This is a genomic window from Streptosporangium carneum, assembly GCF_027922005.1.
Classification (GTDB): Bacteria; Actinomycetota; Actinomycetes; order Streptosporangiales; family Streptosporangiaceae; genus Streptosporangium; species Streptosporangium carneum.
Genome location: NZ_BSEV01000001.1, coordinates 631,346 through 648,325, shown reverse-complemented (window position 1 = coordinate 648,325; position 16,980 = coordinate 631,346). Strand labels below are relative to the sequence as shown.

Genomic DNA, 16,980 nt, shown 5'->3' with positions numbered 1-16,980 from the left:
AACCTTAAGCCGAAATGCGCGTTCAGACGAACCCCGACCCTATATGTTCAATTCATTCAAAGACACCTCTTGACGTTATGGATGATCGATGCTATTTATCCCACAAAAGAGCACTCTGTGTAATTAAGCATGTACTTGCCTTTGCGTCTTGATCTAGCACTTTTGCCATGCTCTACTGAAAAAGGCCCATCCATCCAGCCCTTCTTTCGGTGTGCAATATCAGCACTCCAAGCAAAGGAGATAATTTATGAAGAATGCAATGAAGACGCTAGTCGCCAGCCTCGCCGCGGTCTCCGCCATCGGGCTGTTCGCCGCCCCCGCCTCGGCCCGCGTACTCGACGATACGCAAGCGACCGGGCCTCAAGCCGCCTCGTCCGCCCTGGCGGTACCCTCCTGCGTCAAGGCACAGCCGTACTGGGTTGAAGGCCCGTTCGAGGGCGTGGGCATCGTCAACCATTGCTCCTACTGGGTCAGCGTCTACGCGATCTGGGACTGGGGGCCCGACTCGGTGTGTCTCGACATCGCACCGGGCAACGGCACCAGCCATGAGTCATTCGGCTCATTCAACAGGCTCGAGAGTTGCTGAAAAGCAAAACTGACGACCTGAGCGGACAAGTGGGCTTTTAGCCGCTTAGGACAGGAAAGTGTGGGGCGTTTCGCGCCGTGGATGATGCGGTGCGAGGCGCTCCACAGCTCTTTCACCGGCCTGGGCTCACAAACGGGTGAAACGCGGGAAGTAGACGGCGAACGAGGTTCCGGCACCGGGCGTGGACATGACGTTGATGCCGCCACCCAGCAAAGCCGCCTGCGCCTGAGCGATCGGCAGGCCGAGACCGAAACCGCCGCCGTCCACGCGTGAGGGGGCGGCCCTGAACAACGGCTCGAAAATATGGGCCATATCCTCGGGCTCGATCCCCCGGCCGGAATCGGTGGCTTCAATCACCACCCACGCCGAGGTGCCGGCCGCGTGCATGGTCACCGGTTCGGCGCCGTGAACGTCCGTGTTGTGCGGCGGCTCGCCGACGACGCCCGCCAGCAGCGCCGGATCGGTGTGAACGTGGCCGCTGCCCAAAAGATCGCCTGGGGTCGTTCGGGACGGTTCAATGCAGGTCAGAGGGCTTGCACGATCCACTTTGATCGGCAGTCCTCGGCGTCTCCGCCATGCCGTCAGGATGAACCGCGACCAGCCACGCTGTCCAGTGGGCCGGAGCTGAGGAACGAAGCCTCGGACCGTCGATCGCCCCGCCCCGTGGGGTGATCAGCCACCCTCAGGCGATCGTGAGGGTGGTAGCGGCATCCGTGCCCCATTGAAGACAGAGTGCCTCAGTACTGATCACATCGGTCCTCGCGCGCTTGGTGACGGCTACGGTGATCGGCATGGTCGAACCCCCCTACCTGGCGGCTACTCGCGAGTCTTACGACACCGTCGCCGTCGACTATGCAGAGCTCGTCGGAGACGCGCTCACGTCAATGCCACTGACACGCGCGATGTTGGCCGCGTTCGCCGAGCTCGTACAAGCCGCCGGGCAGGGGCCGGTCGCCGACATCGGGTGCGGGCCCGGCCATGTGGCGGCGCACCTGAACGCACTGGGAGTGCCGGTGTTCGGCATCGATCTGTCGCCCAAGATGGTCGAGGTGGCTCGGCGGAGATACTCGGGTCTACGGTTCGAGGTGGGTTCGATGACCGCGCTGGATCTCAAGGACGGCGAGTTGGGCGGGGTCATCGCCTGGTACTCGACCCATCACATCCCAGCGGAGCAGTTGCCGACGGTGTTCGCCGAGTTTCATCGGACGCTTGCACCAGGCGGCCACCTGTTGCTGGGAACCCACGTCGGCGACGAGCATCGGCATCTCCAGCACGCATACGGCCACCCGGTGTCGATCGGTTCCTATCTACGGCCGCCCGACCGCATCACCGAGTTGCTCGCCGAGGCCGGGTTGGTCGTCACCGCCCGACTACTCGAAGAGCCAGGCGAGGGGCAGAAGCGGCAACATGTCTGCCTCCTGGCTCGCAAGCATGGATCGTCGTAAGGGGCAAGCTCACCCTCCAGTGCCCTCCCGAGTTGCTGCCCCTGCTTCGGGCTCACCGCGAAGCACAGGCAGCCGAGCGGGCCAGAGCCGGGCATCTGTGGGAGGAACACGACCTCGTCTTCGCCACCCGGCACGGCAGGCCGATGGAACGCAGCGAGGACTACAAGGCGTGGAAGGCGCTCCTCAAGCGGGCCGGTGTCCGTGACGCCAGGCTTCACGACGCCCGGCACACGGCCGGGACGCTCCTTGTGGAACAGGGTGTGCACATCCGTGTCGTGCAGGAGATCCTCGGCCACGCGCGGGTGACCACAACCGAGCGGTACACCATGTGGCCGGTGCTCTCGTGCAGGACGCGAGCACGCGCATGGGGACCGCTCTCCGGGGCGACGGGTGAAGGCCGAGCGGCAACCGCAACCCGAGCTGCAACCCTGACAGGGTTCGGAGATCAAAAAGGCCCCCTCTCGATTTTCGAGAGGGGGCCTTTCATCTGCGGAGGCTCGGGGATTTGAACCCCGGATGGGCGGTAAACCCAAACCGCATTAGCAGTGCGGCGCCATAGACCTGACTAGGCGAAGCCTCCTGGTTGCCGTGTGGCTCAGCACAGAGTACCGGCCATCAGGCGAGGCGGCAAAGCGGTTATGGATCGCGTCGCCTTCGGAGGGGCGAGAGAAGTTATCCACCCCTGTGGATAACTTCGTGCACACCTGTGGACGAGGGTGGGTTTTCCCAGATGACCGGCGGGGTCGGGCTGGGGATTCTTGCTGTGTGAGATCACGGGTCCCGCTCTGTGGACACAGCGAAGGGCCCCCTTCCGCGAGGGAGGGAGGCCCCTGTGGATCGCGAGGATCAGGCGGGGTTGGCCTCGCCCTCGATCTCGATCTTGATCTTCTTGCCGACCAGGACGCCGCCGGTCTCCAGGGCCTGGTTCCAGGTCAGGCCGAACTCCTCGCGGTCGATCTCGGTCGTGATGGAGAAGCCCCACACGTTCTGGCCCCAGGGGTTGGTGCCGGCGCCGCCGTACTCGACGGTGAGCTCGACCTGCTTGGTGACGTCACGGATGGTGAGGTCGCCGACCACGGTGAACTCGTCGCCGGAGTGGCCGACCACGCGGGTGCTGCGGAAGGTGATCTCGGGGAACTTCTCCGTGGCGAGGAAGTCGTCGCTGCGCAGGTGGCCGTCACGGTCGGCGACACCGGTGCTGATGCTCTCCGTCTTGATGGACAGCTCGGCGGACGACTCCAGCGGGTTCTCCGCCACGGTGACGCTGCCGGAGAACTGGTCGAAGTGACCGCGGACCTTGCTCACCATCATGTGCTTGACGACGAAGCCGATCCGGGTGTGGGCGGCGTCGAGGTTGAAGGTGCCGGGGGTGGGGAGCTGAAGGTCTTCCCAGGTCCGAGTGGTCATGTCTACTCCCGAAGGGGTGCTTGCTGTGCGGATGTTTGCGTCAACATATTTCTACACGAGGAATATTCCTCTCGTCAACTATCGTCGGATACAGTGTGGTTGTGATCCCCTTTGACGACTCCCGGCTTACGGCGATGGGCTTGCTGGCCGAGGCCTTCGGCGGCCTCATGGCGAAGACGCACCTGTCCTTCGCCGCCGCGGGCCTTTCGGACATCGACTTCGAAACCCTGATACGGCTGGCGCGTTCCCCCGGCAGACGCCTGCGAATGAGCGACCTCGCCGCGCAGACCAGCCTGTCCACCAGCGGAGTGACCCGCGTGGTCGACCGGCTCGAGCGCGACGGCCTGGTGGTGAGGCAGGCGTGCGCCACCGACCGCAGGGCCTCCTACGCCGCCATCACCGAGGCGGGCACCGAACGGCTCAGCACGGTGCTCCCCCAGCATCTGGCGGACATCGACGAGTGGTTCACGGGCCTGCTCTCACCCGAGCAGCTCAGCGCCTTCCTGGACGCCCTCAGAACGATCCGCGACGCCGTACGGCCGTGCGCGACGGCGGGAGCCGAGGACGCCTTCGTCGAGTGACGTCGCCCCTCACCCCGGACGACGGCGGACCCACCTCCGCCGCGGGGACGGCGACGCCGCGGCGACGGCCTCGGGCGGACGAACCCACGTCAGCCGGCCGCCGGGACCACGGCCGTCTCAGGTCGACCGGCCGCCGTCGGGACCACGGCGATCCCTGGTCGGCAGACTGCCGAGACCATGACGACCCCACGTCGACCGGCCGTCGGGACCACGGCTATCTCAGGTCGGCAGGCTGCCGGGACCACGACTGCGACTCCAGCCGGCGCTGCGCGGGGACGGTGAGGTCACCCCTGAGCCTGGCCATCGCCCTGGAGACGGTGCTCTTGACCGTTCCCACGCTGATGCCCAGCGCCTTGGCTATCTCCGGTTCGGTCATGTCCTCGTAGTAGCGCAGCACGACGGCGGTCCGCATCCGGTTGGGCAACCGGTCGAGGGCCTGTTCCACCTGCTCGGGCAGATGGCCGGGACCACCGGCGAGAACCGGTTCGGGAATCTCCTCGGACGGATACTCCTCCAGCTTGCGCCGCCGCCACCAGGAGATGTTGATGTTGACCATCGCCCGGCGCACGTAGGCGTCCAGAGCGGTGTGGTCCTGGATGCGGTCCCAGGCGAGATAGGTCTTGAACAGGGCGGCCTGCAGCAGGTCCTCGGCGTCGTTCGGATGCCCGGTGAGCTGGTAGGCGGCGCGCAGCAGCGCGGGACCGCGAGCAACGACGTACTCGCGGAACTCCTCGTGGGTCCCGCCGGTCACCGCGATCACCAGCCCGTGGTCAGGTGCGTCTCGTGGCCAGAATCGCAGCCTGACCCCCTAATCCGGCTGAACCAGAACCTATATTTCATCCCGTCAACGGCAAAGAACACCCCAGTCCTGCCACTGAGGCCCCAGGTGCTCTCGGGTACTGGTTTGCCCTAGAACGGGAGGCAACGCGTTCCACCAGGGATGGGAATTTTGATACCTCGTCGGCTACCTGCCGGAATTATTGGCGGAAGCGAACGGCGAGACCCTCGCAAGCATGTGACGCTGACGGGGAGACCTTTGCGAAACCTGGGGAGTGACGATGCCGTACCGCAGCGCCGACCGCCGCCGCGTGCTGGCCGCGGCCGCGCTTGGCAGACCCCTCACGGAACCCGGAGCCGAGCTCGAGCCGGGGACCGGTTCCGAGTCCGCTCCCGACGAGGGCGAGGGCGAGCCGCTGCGCCCGGTCATCGGCGAGATCCTGGACGTCAGTCCGCATCTGATCATCGTCGACACCCCGGAGGGCAGGGAGGAACGGCTCGTCATCGCGCCGTGGGCCACCGCCTGGCGGGGTGAGACCGTCTCTCCCGCCGACCTGCCGGTCGGCGCCCATGTGATCATCAGAGCACTGCGGAACGGCCGGGTCGCGGACCGGATCTGGGCGGACATCACCCGGATAACCGGCGTGATCCAGTCCATCGGCACCCAGCGCAAGGACCTCACCGTGGAGTTGTACTGCGGGCCCCACGGGGGAAGACGCACGATCGTCATCCCCTACGGCGCCTCGGGGCGACTGCGGGTCAGGCACCCGAAGTTCGAGGCGGGTTACCTTTTCGACGCCATCGGGGTCCGTGAGGGCGGCGTGGCCCATGCCCGTCTGCCCGCCACCTCTCAGCCGCCCTACCGCTGGACGGCCGTGCCGAAACCGCCTCCCGGCTACAGCGGCCTGCAGTCGCGGATCTCCGGAACCGCGACCTGGTCGGACGCCTTCGACTGGGGTGAGCAGGGGGTGGCGTACCCCATGTTGGAACGTGCCGACAGCGACTGCCAGGACGCGGGCGTGTCCTGTACGGCGCTGCCCTATCTCGCGCTGGGCTCGGCGCTCAGCGTGCGCAACGTGTGCACCGGGCGGACCTCGGTGCTGCCCATTGTGGCGTGCGGCTGCATGGCGGGCCGGTTCTGCGACCGCTGCCTGGAGTGCGGCACCTCTCCGCGCGGCCGGATCGTGGAGCTGTCGCCGGTCTCCTTCGTGGAGCTCGGCGGAGACCTGACCAAGGGGTGCTTCAACGCCCGGGTCGGATTGGGGTGACACAGATGCTGACGATGATCGCCGCCGCGCAGCTCCCGGTGCTGGGCGCGCTCCTGGCGGCTGGTGCGCTGTCCAAGGTGTGGACGGCCAGAGGAGAGACCGAGCCGGGCGCCCTGAGCAGGCTCGGGCCCGCGGTGCTGGTTCCCGATCGCTGGCGCGCGCCCGCCATGCTCGGCTGCGCGGCCGGGGAGGCGGCCCTGCTGGCGGGCCTGGTGCTGACGGGCCATCCTGTGTTCCGCTGGGGCACGGCCGCGTTCTTCGCCGTCTCCACCTATGTGCTGTGGGAGCTACGGCGACGCCGTCCCGACGTGGGCTGTGGCTGTTTCGGCGAGGTCAGCGCGGTGCCGGTGGGGCTGCGTTCGCTGGGACGCACGATGGTGCTGACCGCCATGGCCGCGGGACTCATCTGGACTCCGCCGGTTCCCGGCTGGTCGTTGCTGAGCGGCATGACCTGGCCGCAGGCGCTGGCCGCCGCAGCGGGGTTGCTGGTGCTCGCCGCGCTGTCGCCGGAGATCGAGGAGACCGTCGCCCGGCTCCGCTATCGCGCGCCGTGTGAGCAACGCCCGCTCGACCCTGCGCCCGCGCTCAACCGCCTGCGGACGAGCACGGCCTGGCGCGCGCACGAGAAGCTGTTGTCGAGCACCGACCCCGTGGACAGCTGGCGGGAGCTCTGCTGGCGGTTCTTCGTCTACGAGGGGCGGAGCCGGTCGGGCGACCCGGTGGACGTGGTCTTCGCGGTCTATCTGAGCGGGCGGCATCCGGCTGTGCGTGTGGCGACGGTCGGCTTCGACGGCCAGCCCGTCGAGGTGGCTCCTCTGCCGGAATCTATGCCTGTATCGGCTGGGCGCTAGAAACACCTAGATCTTTTTAGGCAGGCACGATTCAGATCTATACGGCTCTCTAGCTTCCCCACTAGAGAGCCGTATAGAGGCCTAGGGCCTTGCCACAGTATATCGAACATATGTTCAGGCGGGCTGAGAACGCAGAAACTTTCCGAAATGAGGCACGGTGAACGCGATCAGCCCGCGCTCGGCGCTGTAGATCAGGCCCTTCTTGATGAGGCTGTCACGGGCCGGGGAGAGGCTGGACGGCTTGCGGCCAAGGCCTTCGGCCACGTCGGCGGTCGCCACCGGCTCATCGCCGATGGAGGCCATCGCGTGCATGTAGTCGCGCTCGGCAGGGGTCGCCCGCTCGTAGCGGCTGCCGAAGAACCCGACCGCCAGCTCCTCCTCGGCCTCGGGGGCGGAGACCCTGATGTCGTCGGCGGTGATCGGGCTGCGCAACGCCAGGTCCCAGGCGACCTTGCCATAGGCCTGGACGAAGTAGGGGTAGCCGTCGGCCGCCTCGTAGAGCGCGTCGAGGGCCTCCTGGGTGAACTCCACCCCCTCGCTCTCGGCCGGAGCGATGAGCGCCAGATCGGCCGCCTCACGGTCGAGCCGGTCGATCCTGGCGTAGCGGAACAGCCGCTCGGAGTAGCTCTTGCTGGCCGACAGCACGCTGGGCAGGTGCGGCAGGCCCGCCCCGACCACGATCAGCGGTCCGCCGCTCTGGGACAGCTCGTGGCAGGCCGCGCAGAGCGCGGAGACGTCCGGCGTCTGCACGTCCTGCATCTCGTCGATGAACAGGGCGATGCCGACGCCGAGGTCGGTGGCGACCGCGGCGGCGTCGACGAACAGCTCGGTGAGGTCGATCTCCAGGTCGCCGGAGTCGGCACGCCCCCTGCTCGCGGGCACGTCGATCCCGGGCGACCAGTGCGAGGTGCCCTTGGCCGCGCTGGGGTCGCGCATCGCGAACGCCTTGAGCACCCCGAGGAACTCCTCGATGCGCTCGGGCGCGCGGTGCCTGGGGGCCAGCTCGCGGACGGCCAGGTGCAGCGCGGCGGCCACCGGACGCCGGATCGACTGGTCGGGTCTGGCCTCGATCTTGCCGGTGCCCCACAGCCGCTGCATGGCCATGGACTTGAAGGTGTTCAGCAGGACGGTCTTGCCGACGCCGCGAAGCCCGGTGACGACCATGCTGCGCTCGGGACGGCCACGGGCCACCCGTTCCAGGACGATCTCGAACTGCTGTAGCTCACGGTCGCGCCCGGCGAGCTCTGGGGGGCGCTGCCCCGCGCCGGGGGCGTAAGGATTGCGCACGGGGTCCACGCTCTCGGACTTTATGACGGGATATAGCGGCCGACGTAGATTTCCGTAGAAAGCGCTACGGCGTGTCGCGCGGCGCCGTGCGGGAGCCCGCGGGATCGGGGCGCAGGTCGTCGGCAACGTCGCGAGCATCGCCATGACACACCCCTCACCTGGACAGACGTCGCCCGAACCCGTGTTCGATCCGATGTCGTCGACTGTAGCGCCACTTCGAACACAGGGACGAGATTTTCGAAGAAAAGCTCAGCCAAAGAACGTCGGCGCACGCGCCGCCTCACCCGAAACCAGGGTGAAAGGTGCAAGACAGCGCCGCTTGAGTCCCAGGCAGGACGACACGGACAGCGGCGAGGCGATCGCCGCCTTTATCACTTCGCGTAGCCGGACAACTACAATGAAGGCTTGTCCTATTTATCCGGTGCGGGGTGACGACAGGTGAGAAGCTCTCGATTCGTGATACGCATCCAGGCGACGCTCGCGGTGGCCGTCGGCTGCCTCGCGACGGCGTGCGGCACGGCCGCCGCCCCCCAGCCAGGCCGGCAGGCGCAGACGCCCCAGGGCACGCCGCCCGCCCAGCCCTCCTCGGCGTCCTCACCGGCGTCCTCACCGACGCCGTCGCCGGAGCCGACCTCCGCCTCCCCCGCCCCGACCCGCACAGGACCGCCGAAGTTCTCGGCCAAGGTGTCCAAGGTCACCCGCGACCAGGTCAGATACTCCTGGCGGCCCGGCTGCCCCGTCCCCCTGGAGAACCTGCGGCTGATCACGATGACCTACTGGGGATTCGACGACAAGCCGCACACCGGGCGGATGGTCGTGAACAAGGACGCCACCGACGCCATCGTCACGGTCTTCGGCCGCCTGTACGGCTGGCGCTGGCCCATCTACAAGATGGAACTCGTCGACGCCTACAAGGGCGACGACTTCGACTCCATCGACGCCGACAACACCTCGGCGTTCAACTGCCGCCCGGCGACCGGGTCGAGCAACTGGTCCCAGCACGCGTACGGCAGGGCCGTGGACCTCAATCCCCGCGAGAACCCCTACCTGTCCTCGAACGGCACCGTGGCCCACAAGAACGCCCGCAAGTTCGCCAAACGCCCGGTGGACGCGCCCGGAGTGATCAACCCCGGCGACCGGGTGGTCCTGGCGTTCAAGCGGGAAGGCTGGGAGTGGGGCGGCTACTGGACGGGGATCAAGGACTACCAGCACTTCAGCGAGGGCGGCAACTGAGCCGCGACGCCCCCGGCCTCCTCCTGGGGACCTCCGACGCGGCGCCCGGAGACCTTCGTCGGACGGCACGCCGCTCACCGGCGCCGAACAGGCCGTCGCCGCCGCTCGCCGTACCGGCGCCGCGAACGTTCCCGAACACGACGAGGGCAAGAGGACCGTTCGTCTCCGAACGGTCCTCTCCCGGAGGGCGAGGGCCGCTGGTGCATGATTGGTCCCATGGTGGCCAAGGACGGAGACGGATGGGCCCTGTGTGACCGTGGGCATCAGCACTGGGGAGTGCACGGGGCGTCCGGGCTGCTCGCCGTCCACCACGACACCTCGGGGACACCCCGTGTGCTGATGCAGAAACGCTCCATGTGGAGCCATCACGGCGGCACCTGGGGGCTGCCGGGAGGCGCTCTGGACAGCCACGAGGACGCCGTCGCGGGCGCGTTCCGCGAGGCCCGCGAGGAGGCCGCCCTGGACGGCGAGGGCCTGCGGGTCCAGGGCGTCTACGTCGACGACCACGGCGGCTGGTCCTTCCAGACGGTGATCGCCGAGGCCTCCGCGCTGCTGGAGGCGGTCCCGGCCAACAGCGAGAGCGCCGACCTGCGCTGGCTCACCCCTGGCGAGATCTCGGACAGGAAGCTGCATCCCGGCTTCGCCGAGTCTTGGCCGGCGATCAGGCCGGCGCTCGGTCCCCGGCTGGTCGTCCTCGACGCCGCGAACATCGTCGGCGCCCGCGCCGAGCACGGCTGGTGGAAGGACCGCGCCGGAGCGACCGCCAAGCTGATCTCCGAGGTCGGCGCGCTCAGCGCGGGCGGTGTGCGCACGCTCCCCGACGAGACGCTCGCGATGGCCCGGTGGTTCCCCCGCTTCACCGTGGTGGTCGAGGGCGCCGCCCGCGACGTCGCCGCCGTTCCCGGCGTCTCGCTGGTCTCGGCCCCGGGGAGCGGCGACGACGCCGTCGTGCGGGCCGTACGGGATGCCGCTGCGTGGGAGCGCGTCCTGGTCGTCACCGCGGACCGGGGGCTGCGGGAGCGGGTCACCGCTCTGGGGGCCGACGTGATCGGCCCCCGGTGGCTGCTGGCCCAGCTGTGAGCGGGTGACGCCCCCGGCGGTGAGCGGGTGACGCCCCGGCGATGCGGATGACGTCCGGCGGTGTGTGGATGACGCCCCGGCGGTGAGGGGCGACGCCCCGGCGATGCGGACGACGTCCCGGCTGGGGGTGGTGACGTCCCGGCGGTGAGGGGCGACGCCCCGGCTGGGGGTGGTGACGTCCCGGCTGGGGGTGGTGACGCCCTGGCGGTGAGCGGGCGGCCCGCCCGGACGGCACCGGTCCGGGCTGCGCCGCCCCGAACGACCAGGCTTCGAATGTTCCGCGTGGAACACGACTGGAATCTGCCACGATATGGATCATGTTCGAGCTGCGGACCGACTCGCGGAGCGCCTGGGACGACCAGGACGAGGCTGTTCCTCCCGACTCGTGGGGACGGCGTGCCTCGCCGGGACGCGCGTTGCCGTGGGGGTTCGCGCTCGTCGTCGTCCTGCTGGTCGTGGGCCGGTTCACGCTCGCGTCCCGCCTGACGGCGCCCGCGCTCCAGACGTGGGCCACGGTCTTCGTCGCCATCTGCGTGCAGGCGCTGCCGTTCCTGGTCTTCGGGGTGGCGCTGTCCGCCGCGATCACCGCGTTCGTCCCGGCGTCGTTCTGGAGCAGGGCCCTGCCCAGGAACCCGGCCGTCGCCGTGCCCGTCGCGGGGGTCGCGGGCGCGGTGCTGCCCGGGTGCGAGTGCGCGTCGGTGCCCGTGGCGTCCGGCCTGATGGCGCGCGGGGTGACTCCGGCCGCCGCGCTGGCCTTCCTGCTCGCCTCACCGGCGATCAACCCCGTCGTGCTGGTCGCGACGGCCGTCGCCTTCCCCGGACAGCCGATGATGGCGGTCGCCAGGTTCGGGGCGTCGCTGCTCGTCGCGGTGCTGGTCGGCTGGCTCTGGCTGCGGTTCGGCCGGAGTGAGTGGCTGCGTGTGCCCGCCCGCCCGCACGGGGACGGCCGGAAGTGGACGCGTTTCGGCGAGGCGATGCGCCACGACCTGTTGCACGCGGGCGGATTCCTCATCGTCGGCGGCCTGGCCGCCGCCACGCTCAACGTCGCCGTTCCCAGGGAGTGGTTGACGGCGGTGGCCGATGTGCCGTGGCTGTCCGTGCTGGTGATGGCCCTGCTGGCCGTGCTGCTGTCGATCTGCTCCGAGGCCGACGCGTTCGTGGCGGCCTCGATGACCGCGTTCTCGCCGACCGCGAAACTGGCCTTCCTGGTGGTCGGGCCGATGGTCGACCTGAAGCTGATCGCGCTTCAGGCGGGCACGTTCGGCAGGGCGTTCGCGGTCAGGTTCGTTCCACTGACCTTCGCGCTCGCCGTCCTGGTGAGCATCGTCTTCGGGTGGTCCCTGCTGTGAACCGTGTGACCCAGAACCTCCTGCTGACCATGTTGGGCTGCGCCGTGCTGCGGATCTCGGCGTTCTCCTCGACGTACCTGAACTATGTGAAGCCCGGTTTCAGGCCGTTCCTGATCGCCGCGGGGGCGGTGCTGGTGGTCCTGGGCCTCGCCGGACTGCTCCAGGCCTTCAGGTCGAGGGGCTCCTCCGGACAGGAGGAGCCCCGAGATCACGGGGACCACGGAGGGCACAGGGACCACGGAGGGCCCGGGGACCACGAGGGGCACGAGGAACACGAGGGGCACGGGGACCACGGGGACCACGGAGGGCACGGGCACGACCACTCCCGTGGACCGCGGGTCGCGTGGCTGATGTTCCTGCCGGTTTTCGCGATCTTCCTTGTCGCCCCGCCCGCGCTCGGCTCGTTCGCCGCGGCCAGGTCCGACACTCCGCCGCCCCGCGGCCAGGCTCTCAGCTCCTTCACCCCGCTGACCGGAAAGGGGCCGGTGGACATGCCGATCGGCGAGTTCATCGGCCGGGCGTGGGACGACGGCGAAAGGTCCCTCACCGGCCGCGAGGTCAGGCTGACCGGCTTCGTCGTCCCCTCGAAGAGGAAAGGCCAGTGGTACGTCACCCGCATGCAGATCGCCTGCTGCGCCGCGGACGCCTTCCCGCTGAAGGTCGCGGTCAAAGGGCTGCAGGCGCCGCCCGAGAACGCCTGGGTGGAGGTCGTCGGGACCTGGATCCCCCAGACGTTCGGCGAAATGCCCAACGGGGTCGTCTATCCGGAGCTGGCCGGCACGGACCTGGCGAGGGTCGACGCGCCGGCCGAGCCGTACGAGTAGGCCCCGCGGGCGGGTGTCGTGGCCTTCCCGCGCGGGTGACGCCCTTCGCCGCGGCGGAGAGGCCGTCCGTCAGGTGCGGGAGGGCGTCGGATCCGGCAGAGCGGCCGAGGTCAGGTCGCGGGTGGCCCGGTGGAAGAGCCAGTAGCTCACCGCGGCGACGACGGGGAAGAAGAGTCTGACGGGGCCGGGAACGTCGAGGGTGAGCAGGCCGTCGTTGAGCGAGTGGAGTATGGCGGCCACCGCGAAGGTCCCGGTGACGGCGCTCGTCAGCACGACCCGCCCCATGGTCTGCCAGACCCCGAAGGCGACCGCGCAGACCAGGCCGGTCCAGGCCAGGTGGCTGAAGGGCGTGGTGAGCCCTCGTACGAACAGCACCATGCCCGCCCCGACGGCGCTGTCGTGGTTGATGCTCTTCCAGGCGTACGACATCGACTCCATGATGGCGAAGCCGGTCGCGCAGGACAGACCGAGCGCGACACCGGCGGATTTGGTGAGGTGTTGCCCGGTGAGCGCGACCGCGAGGAGGGGGACGAACTTGGCCGCCTCCTCGATCCATCCGACCCGCAGGATCGAGGGGCCGCCCTTGTCCGTGATGAGCAGGGAGTCGAAGTATCCACCGAGCAGGAGGGCCACTCCTCCGCCGAACAGGAACATCCCCACCAGCGTGATGCCTGGCACGCTGTCACCGATGCCGGTCCTGTCGTGAATGGCGACGAGGAGTGCGACCGGCCCCGCGGCCGCGCCGTAGAAGAAGGCCGCGGGCATCACCGCCTGGTTGCCGACCGCCTCCATCATGAAGATCAGTGAGGCCGACAGCGCCATCATTGCGATCCACACTTTGAACCATCTATGCCGATAGAACCTTAAATGTCCTCGCATACGAAGTAATTCCCCGTTTGGGGTTACGCAAATTCGGGCGAATGGTGCATTATTCCCTAAAGATCATCCCTGCCATGATGACCGCGCCGATCACCATGAAAACCACGGGCACGAGCCACCGCCCCGACCGCTCCACCAGGTCGATGACCCTCCGGTGCGATCCGAGCCAGGAGGCCGCCACGCACCAGACCGCCACGAGCACGCCGAACACCGCGACCGTGACCAGGCTGGAGCCCACGCCGATCGTGCGGAACAGCGGGGTGTAGACCGAGATGTTGTCCGCGCCGTTGGCGACGGTCACCCCGGCGATCGAGACGACCCCCGAGGCGACCGGCGCGGCGTCGTCGCCCTTCCTGAAGAGCCCTCGCACCCCCAGGCCGAACGGCACCAGCCCGAGCAGCCCCACCCACCGGTCGGGCACCACGGTCAGCCCGAGCGCCGCGACGGCGGAGACGGCGACCAGTACGGCGATGCCCGCGTACTGGCCCACGACGATCTGCCACGGGCGGGGAACACCGCCCGCTCTGGCCGTCAGAAACAGCACCGTCAGGATGATGACGTCGTCCACGTTGGTTCCGGTGAAGACCGCGGCGGCCGTACCGATCGTTTCGCCCACGGAGGGCATTATGCGGCCTGCGGGCCCGTTCCTCCCCGGGCCGCCATGGCCGACCCCGGGCGCCGGGAGTTAAGATCATGTTCGTCGCCGCTCGTCATGCACGTCACGCCCGTCCGCTCCCCGCCCTTCGCTCGCCCGTCCGTTCCCGTCGGCCCCCCGGAGGCCTCACGTGGGCTATCCGCCGCAGCACGGCAGGTCGCAGAGAGGCGAGACAGGCCGGGGCGTGGCCGCGATACTGACCATGGTCGTCGGCGTGCTCGTCGCGGCGGTCGTCACCGTGGTCGCGGTGTTCAACCCCACTTCCGGGCCGAAGGGCGCCCACACCTCCCAGGGGGCGGAGCACTCGGAGTCCGCTGTGCGCCAGGCCGCCCAGCTGGCGCTCGACAGCTACTCCAGCGGGTCGTACGGCGACTTCTGGGACCTGTGGAGCGCGCAGGCGCAGGGACTGGTCAAACGTGAGGACTACGTCAGGCTGTTCGAGCTCTGCCCGCCCCTCTCGCTGGACACCCGGTTCACCGTCTCCGACATCACGATCACCGGCGACGACGCCACGGTGCTCGCGACCGGGGCCGGGGAGGCGGAGGACTTCGCCTTCGTCTTCGAGGGGGGGTCATGGCGGTACACACCGTCGTCCCGGCAACAGCAGGATTACCGGACCAAGACGGTCGACCAGCTGGCCCAGGAACAGCGCTCCGCGGGCGCCTGCGGCGCGGCCGCCCCCACGTCGCCCCCCACCGCGCCCCTGACCTCCACGCCCACCGCGGCTCCCACCGCGGCTCCCACCGAGGCTCCGGCTTCTCCCCCGACTCCCACCGCGTCCCCGACCTACGCCCCGGCCCCGACTCCGTCCCTGAGCTGACCCCGCCGCAGGGAACGCGCACGAGGTCGCGCAGTTCCGTGTCTCGCAAATCATCCGTCAACTGCGTGGAATCACCAGAAAAGCAAGAATATCGTGGGATCGGATGCCTTTTCGGGCAACCGATTCGCGCTCCCGCAGGAAAGGACGGAGGCGGGTCCAGATGAACGCGCACGCCGGGATCGCGATGCTGTTCGCCTTCGCACTCTGCGCGCTCGGGCTGTACGTGCTGGCGACCGACCGGCTGCCCCGCTGGGTCCGCGAGAACGACCGGCACGAGCCGCAGGCGTACGGGTGGGCGAAACTGCTGATGGCCGCGTTCATAACGATGCTCGTCGTGCCCCAGACGACGGACCTGCCCTACGGGCTCGTGATCGGGCTGATGACACTGGGACTCCTGGCCGCCGCGGCCTCCTGGTGGCTGACGTTGAAGCGCATTCGCTGACCGGGCCGCGCCCGCGGAACCCGGCCGGGCGCGTCGAGGGGACGACGGCGGCGTCCGGCCGGAAGCCTCGGAGCGACGGCCGGCGGTGCCCGCCGGGGTCCCGCCCCGCCGGACGCCGCCCGCCGGACGGTGTCAGGGCGCGCAGGGGGCGAGTTCCGGCCGCTGCGGGGCGCCGTTCGGCGCGCCGAGGAACAGGCTCGCGCAGTCGGTCACGAAGCCCGGATTCTCCTCGGGGACGAAGTGACCGGAATCAGGAACGACCACGGGACGGACGTCGTCGGCGACCTGGCGGAAGGAGTCGGCGACACGCGCTCCGAAGGAGTGCTGCCCGCCCACCGCCAGCACCGGCATCGGCAGGCGCCTGGCCGCGTTGGCCCTGTTGTTCACCGCGTCCCCGGCGAACGCCCGGTAGTACTCGTAGCTCGCGGTGCGCCTGGCCGGGCTCGCGTAGGCCCGGTAGTAGGGCTCGCGCTCGATCGCCTCGGGACGATGACTGAAGTCGAACATCATGCCGAGGTAGGTGCTGACGTCGTCGTTGTCCACGATCTTCTCGGGAATCGGCGCCGGGGACGAGTTGAACCGCAGGTGCCAGCTCACCCCGTAGAGGTCCTCGAGCCCGAAGCCCGCCAACGGCGCCTCGATCATGACGAGCCGCCTCACCTCGCCGGGGAAGTCACGCGCGTAGGGGTAGGCGACCAGGACGCCTATGTCGTGGGCGAGGATCTCCACCTGCCCGAGGCCGAGCGCGTTGACGGCCTGACGGACCCGGTGCGCGGCGGTCACCTTGTCGTAGCCGCCGTTCGGGATGTCGGACCCTCCGAGTCCCGGCAGGTCGATCGCGACCACGGTGTGATTGCGGGCCAGTCCCGGCATCACCTTGCGCCACATCAACGAGGTCTCCGGCCAGCCGTGCAGGAGCACGACGGCCGGACCCGACCCGCCGCGAACGTAGTGAACGGCGCCGCCGTCCACGGCGACCTTCCCGCCCCTGAACCCGGCGGGGAAGCCCGCGGGAGCGTGCGCGCCCCCGCCGGGAACCGCACTCGCGCCGGCGGCGGTGGTCGACAGAGCCATCACCATGGCGGCCAGCGCGCCGAAGGCGGCCCTGCCCAGCCTCGTGGCCCGCGCTCTCGTCACCGGCACGGGCGCGGCGCCGCGCGCCGCCTTTCCGGACGGTGCGGTCGTTTCGGTTGACGGCATGAACGATTCCCTTTCCACGAACCGGAGAGCCGGAGGCGCTCCGCCTTCTGACGGCATGGGCCTACCTCCGCGGCGCGCCGAACAGCCGGTCAGGGCGGGTGGGCGTCACGGAGTACGAGTGGTGGCGGCGAGGACGGCTGATCGATCGACAGCGATTCGACGGAATTATGCTGATGCGAACGGATATAACACCTCTTTCTTATTCTATTTTTTATCGATCCGCTAGCTTTGTTTCATCGCCATAATGCGTAATATGGGCATCATTGTCGGGGTTTTGGGATGCCAGTCATGCTTTC

Annotated in this window: 19 protein-coding genes and 1 tRNA gene; 12 read left to right on the top strand and 8 right to left on the bottom strand. The window is 68.8% G+C overall.

The annotated features are described in order from the left end of the window. Nucleotides 1–247: 247 nt before the first annotated feature. A complete protein-coding gene (locus tag PKF00_RS03100; protein WP_271215780.1) occupies nt 248–586 on the top strand; it encodes an alpha-amylase inhibitor in 339 nt (112 codons plus the stop codon). A gap of 126 nt (nt 587–712) precedes the next feature. Here the strand turns inward: PKF00_RS03100 and PKF00_RS03095 are convergent, their stop codons facing one another. Beyond that, entirely contained in the window at nt 713–1,072 is a 360-nt protein-coding gene (locus PKF00_RS03095; protein WP_271215779.1) for a sensor histidine kinase, read from the bottom strand. Nucleotides 1,073–1,377: 305 nt separating this feature from the next. On the opposite strand from PKF00_RS03095, the gene PKF00_RS03090 reads away from it, so the two are divergent. Beyond that, nucleotides 1,378–2,031, top strand: a complete 654-nt coding sequence (locus tag PKF00_RS03090; RefSeq protein ID WP_271215778.1) for a class I SAM-dependent DNA methyltransferase — start codon at nt 1,378–1,380, stop codon at nt 2,029–2,031. Between the two features lie 32 nt (nt 2,032–2,063). Next, on the top strand, nt 2,064–2,540 hold the full coding sequence (locus PKF00_RS03085; RefSeq protein WP_271215777.1) for a tyrosine-type recombinase/integrase: 477 nt from the start codon (nt 2,064–2,066) through the stop codon (nt 2,538–2,540). On the opposite strand, the gene PKF00_RS03080 is transcribed toward PKF00_RS03085, so the two are convergent. Together PKF00_RS03080 and PKF00_RS03075 are read right to left on the bottom strand one after the other, a co-directional pair. Further along, a tRNA-Ser gene (locus PKF00_RS03080) sits at nt 2,522–2,611 on the bottom strand. The two genes, PKF00_RS03085 and PKF00_RS03080, sit on opposite strands and share 19 nt — an antisense overlap. 266 nt (nt 2,612–2,877) lie before the next feature. Continuing rightward, nucleotides 2,878–3,438 (bottom strand): YceI family protein, encoded by a 561-nt coding sequence (locus PKF00_RS03075; protein WP_271215776.1) that lies wholly within the window; start codon nt 3,436–3,438, stop codon nt 2,878–2,880. 101 nt (nt 3,439–3,539) lie between these two features. Between PKF00_RS03075 and PKF00_RS03070 the strand changes: the two genes are divergently transcribed. Beyond that, nucleotides 3,540–4,019, top strand: a complete 480-nt coding sequence (locus PKF00_RS03070; protein ID WP_271215775.1) for a MarR family winged helix-turn-helix transcriptional regulator — start codon at nt 3,540–3,542, stop codon at nt 4,017–4,019. Between the two features lie 214 nt (nt 4,020–4,233). Here PKF00_RS03070 and PKF00_RS03065 read toward each other — a convergent pair whose 3' ends face one another. After that, nucleotides 4,234–4,779: a SigE family RNA polymerase sigma factor gene (locus PKF00_RS03065; protein WP_271215774.1), complete on the bottom strand. Its 546-nt coding sequence runs from the start codon at nt 4,777–4,779 to the stop codon at nt 4,234–4,236. Nucleotides 4,780–5,077: 298 nt separating this feature from the next. On the opposite strand from PKF00_RS03065, the gene PKF00_RS03060 reads away from it, so the two are divergent. Both PKF00_RS03060 and PKF00_RS03055 read left to right on the top strand, forming a co-directional pair. After that, nucleotides 5,078–6,064: a hypothetical protein gene (locus PKF00_RS03060; protein ID WP_271215773.1), complete on the top strand. Its 987-nt coding sequence runs from the start codon at nt 5,078–5,080 to the stop codon at nt 6,062–6,064. 5 nt (nt 6,065–6,069) lie between these two features. Then, the gene (locus PKF00_RS03055) at nt 6,070–6,915 is read left to right on the top strand and encodes a MauE/DoxX family redox-associated membrane protein (protein WP_271215772.1); all 846 of its coding nucleotides are present in this window, start codon (nt 6,070–6,072) and stop codon (nt 6,913–6,915) included. Between the two features lie 114 nt (nt 6,916–7,029). On the opposite strand, the gene PKF00_RS03050 is transcribed toward PKF00_RS03055, so the two are convergent. Then, nucleotides 7,030–8,202, bottom strand: coding sequence for a DUF8462 domain-containing protein (locus PKF00_RS03050; protein ID WP_425582172.1), 1,173 nt, complete (start codon nt 8,200–8,202; stop codon nt 7,030–7,032). Between the two features lie 438 nt (nt 8,203–8,640). On the opposite strand from PKF00_RS03050, the gene PKF00_RS03045 reads away from it, so the two are divergent. From PKF00_RS03045 to PKF00_RS03030, 4 genes are all read left to right on the top strand, one after another. Beyond that, entirely contained in the window at nt 8,641–9,435 is a 795-nt protein-coding gene (locus PKF00_RS03045) for a M15 family metallopeptidase (RefSeq protein ID WP_271215770.1), read from the top strand. 216 nt (nt 9,436–9,651) lie between these two features. Beyond that, on the top strand, nt 9,652–10,515 hold the full coding sequence (locus tag PKF00_RS03040; RefSeq protein ID WP_271215769.1) for an NUDIX hydrolase: 864 nt from the start codon (nt 9,652–9,654) through the stop codon (nt 10,513–10,515). Between the two features lie 317 nt (nt 10,516–10,832). Then, on the top strand, nt 10,833–11,864 hold the full coding sequence (locus tag PKF00_RS03035; RefSeq protein ID WP_271215768.1) for a permease: 1,032 nt from the start codon (nt 10,833–10,835) through the stop codon (nt 11,862–11,864). A 5-nt stretch (nt 11,865–11,869) separates the two neighbouring features. Beyond that, nucleotides 11,870–12,688, top strand: a complete 819-nt coding sequence (locus PKF00_RS03030; protein ID WP_271215767.1) for a TIGR03943 family putative permease subunit — start codon at nt 11,870–11,872, stop codon at nt 12,686–12,688. Between the two features lie 69 nt (nt 12,689–12,757). Here PKF00_RS03030 and PKF00_RS03025 read toward each other — a convergent pair whose 3' ends face one another. Together PKF00_RS03025 and PKF00_RS03020 are read right to left on the bottom strand one after the other, a co-directional pair. Then, nucleotides 12,758–13,525: a PrsW family glutamic-type intramembrane protease gene (locus PKF00_RS03025; protein WP_271215766.1), complete on the bottom strand. Its 768-nt coding sequence runs from the start codon at nt 13,523–13,525 to the stop codon at nt 12,758–12,760. 91 nt (nt 13,526–13,616) lie between these two features. Then, nucleotides 13,617–14,192 carry a cadmium resistance transporter gene (locus PKF00_RS03020; protein WP_425582173.1) on the bottom strand — a complete coding sequence of 192 codons (576 nt, stop codon included), beginning with the start codon at nt 14,190–14,192 and terminating at the stop codon, nt 13,617–13,619. A 160-nt stretch (nt 14,193–14,352) separates the two neighbouring features. Between PKF00_RS03020 and PKF00_RS03015 the strand changes: the two genes are divergently transcribed. Together PKF00_RS03015 and PKF00_RS03010 are read left to right on the top strand one after the other, a co-directional pair. Then, nucleotides 14,353–15,042, top strand: a complete 690-nt coding sequence (locus tag PKF00_RS03015) for a hypothetical protein (protein ID WP_271215764.1) — start codon at nt 14,353–14,355, stop codon at nt 15,040–15,042. Nucleotides 15,043–15,202: 160 nt separating this feature from the next. Continuing rightward, the gene (locus tag PKF00_RS03010; RefSeq protein WP_271215763.1) at nt 15,203–15,484 is read left to right on the top strand and encodes a hypothetical protein; all 282 of its coding nucleotides are present in this window, start codon (nt 15,203–15,205) and stop codon (nt 15,482–15,484) included. Between the two features lie 132 nt (nt 15,485–15,616). On the opposite strand, the gene PKF00_RS03005 is transcribed toward PKF00_RS03010, so the two are convergent. After that, nucleotides 15,617–16,684 carry an alpha/beta fold hydrolase gene (locus tag PKF00_RS03005; RefSeq protein ID WP_271215762.1) on the bottom strand — a complete coding sequence of 356 codons (1,068 nt, stop codon included), beginning with the start codon at nt 16,682–16,684 and terminating at the stop codon, nt 15,617–15,619. Nucleotides 16,685–16,980: the final 296 nt, after the last annotated feature.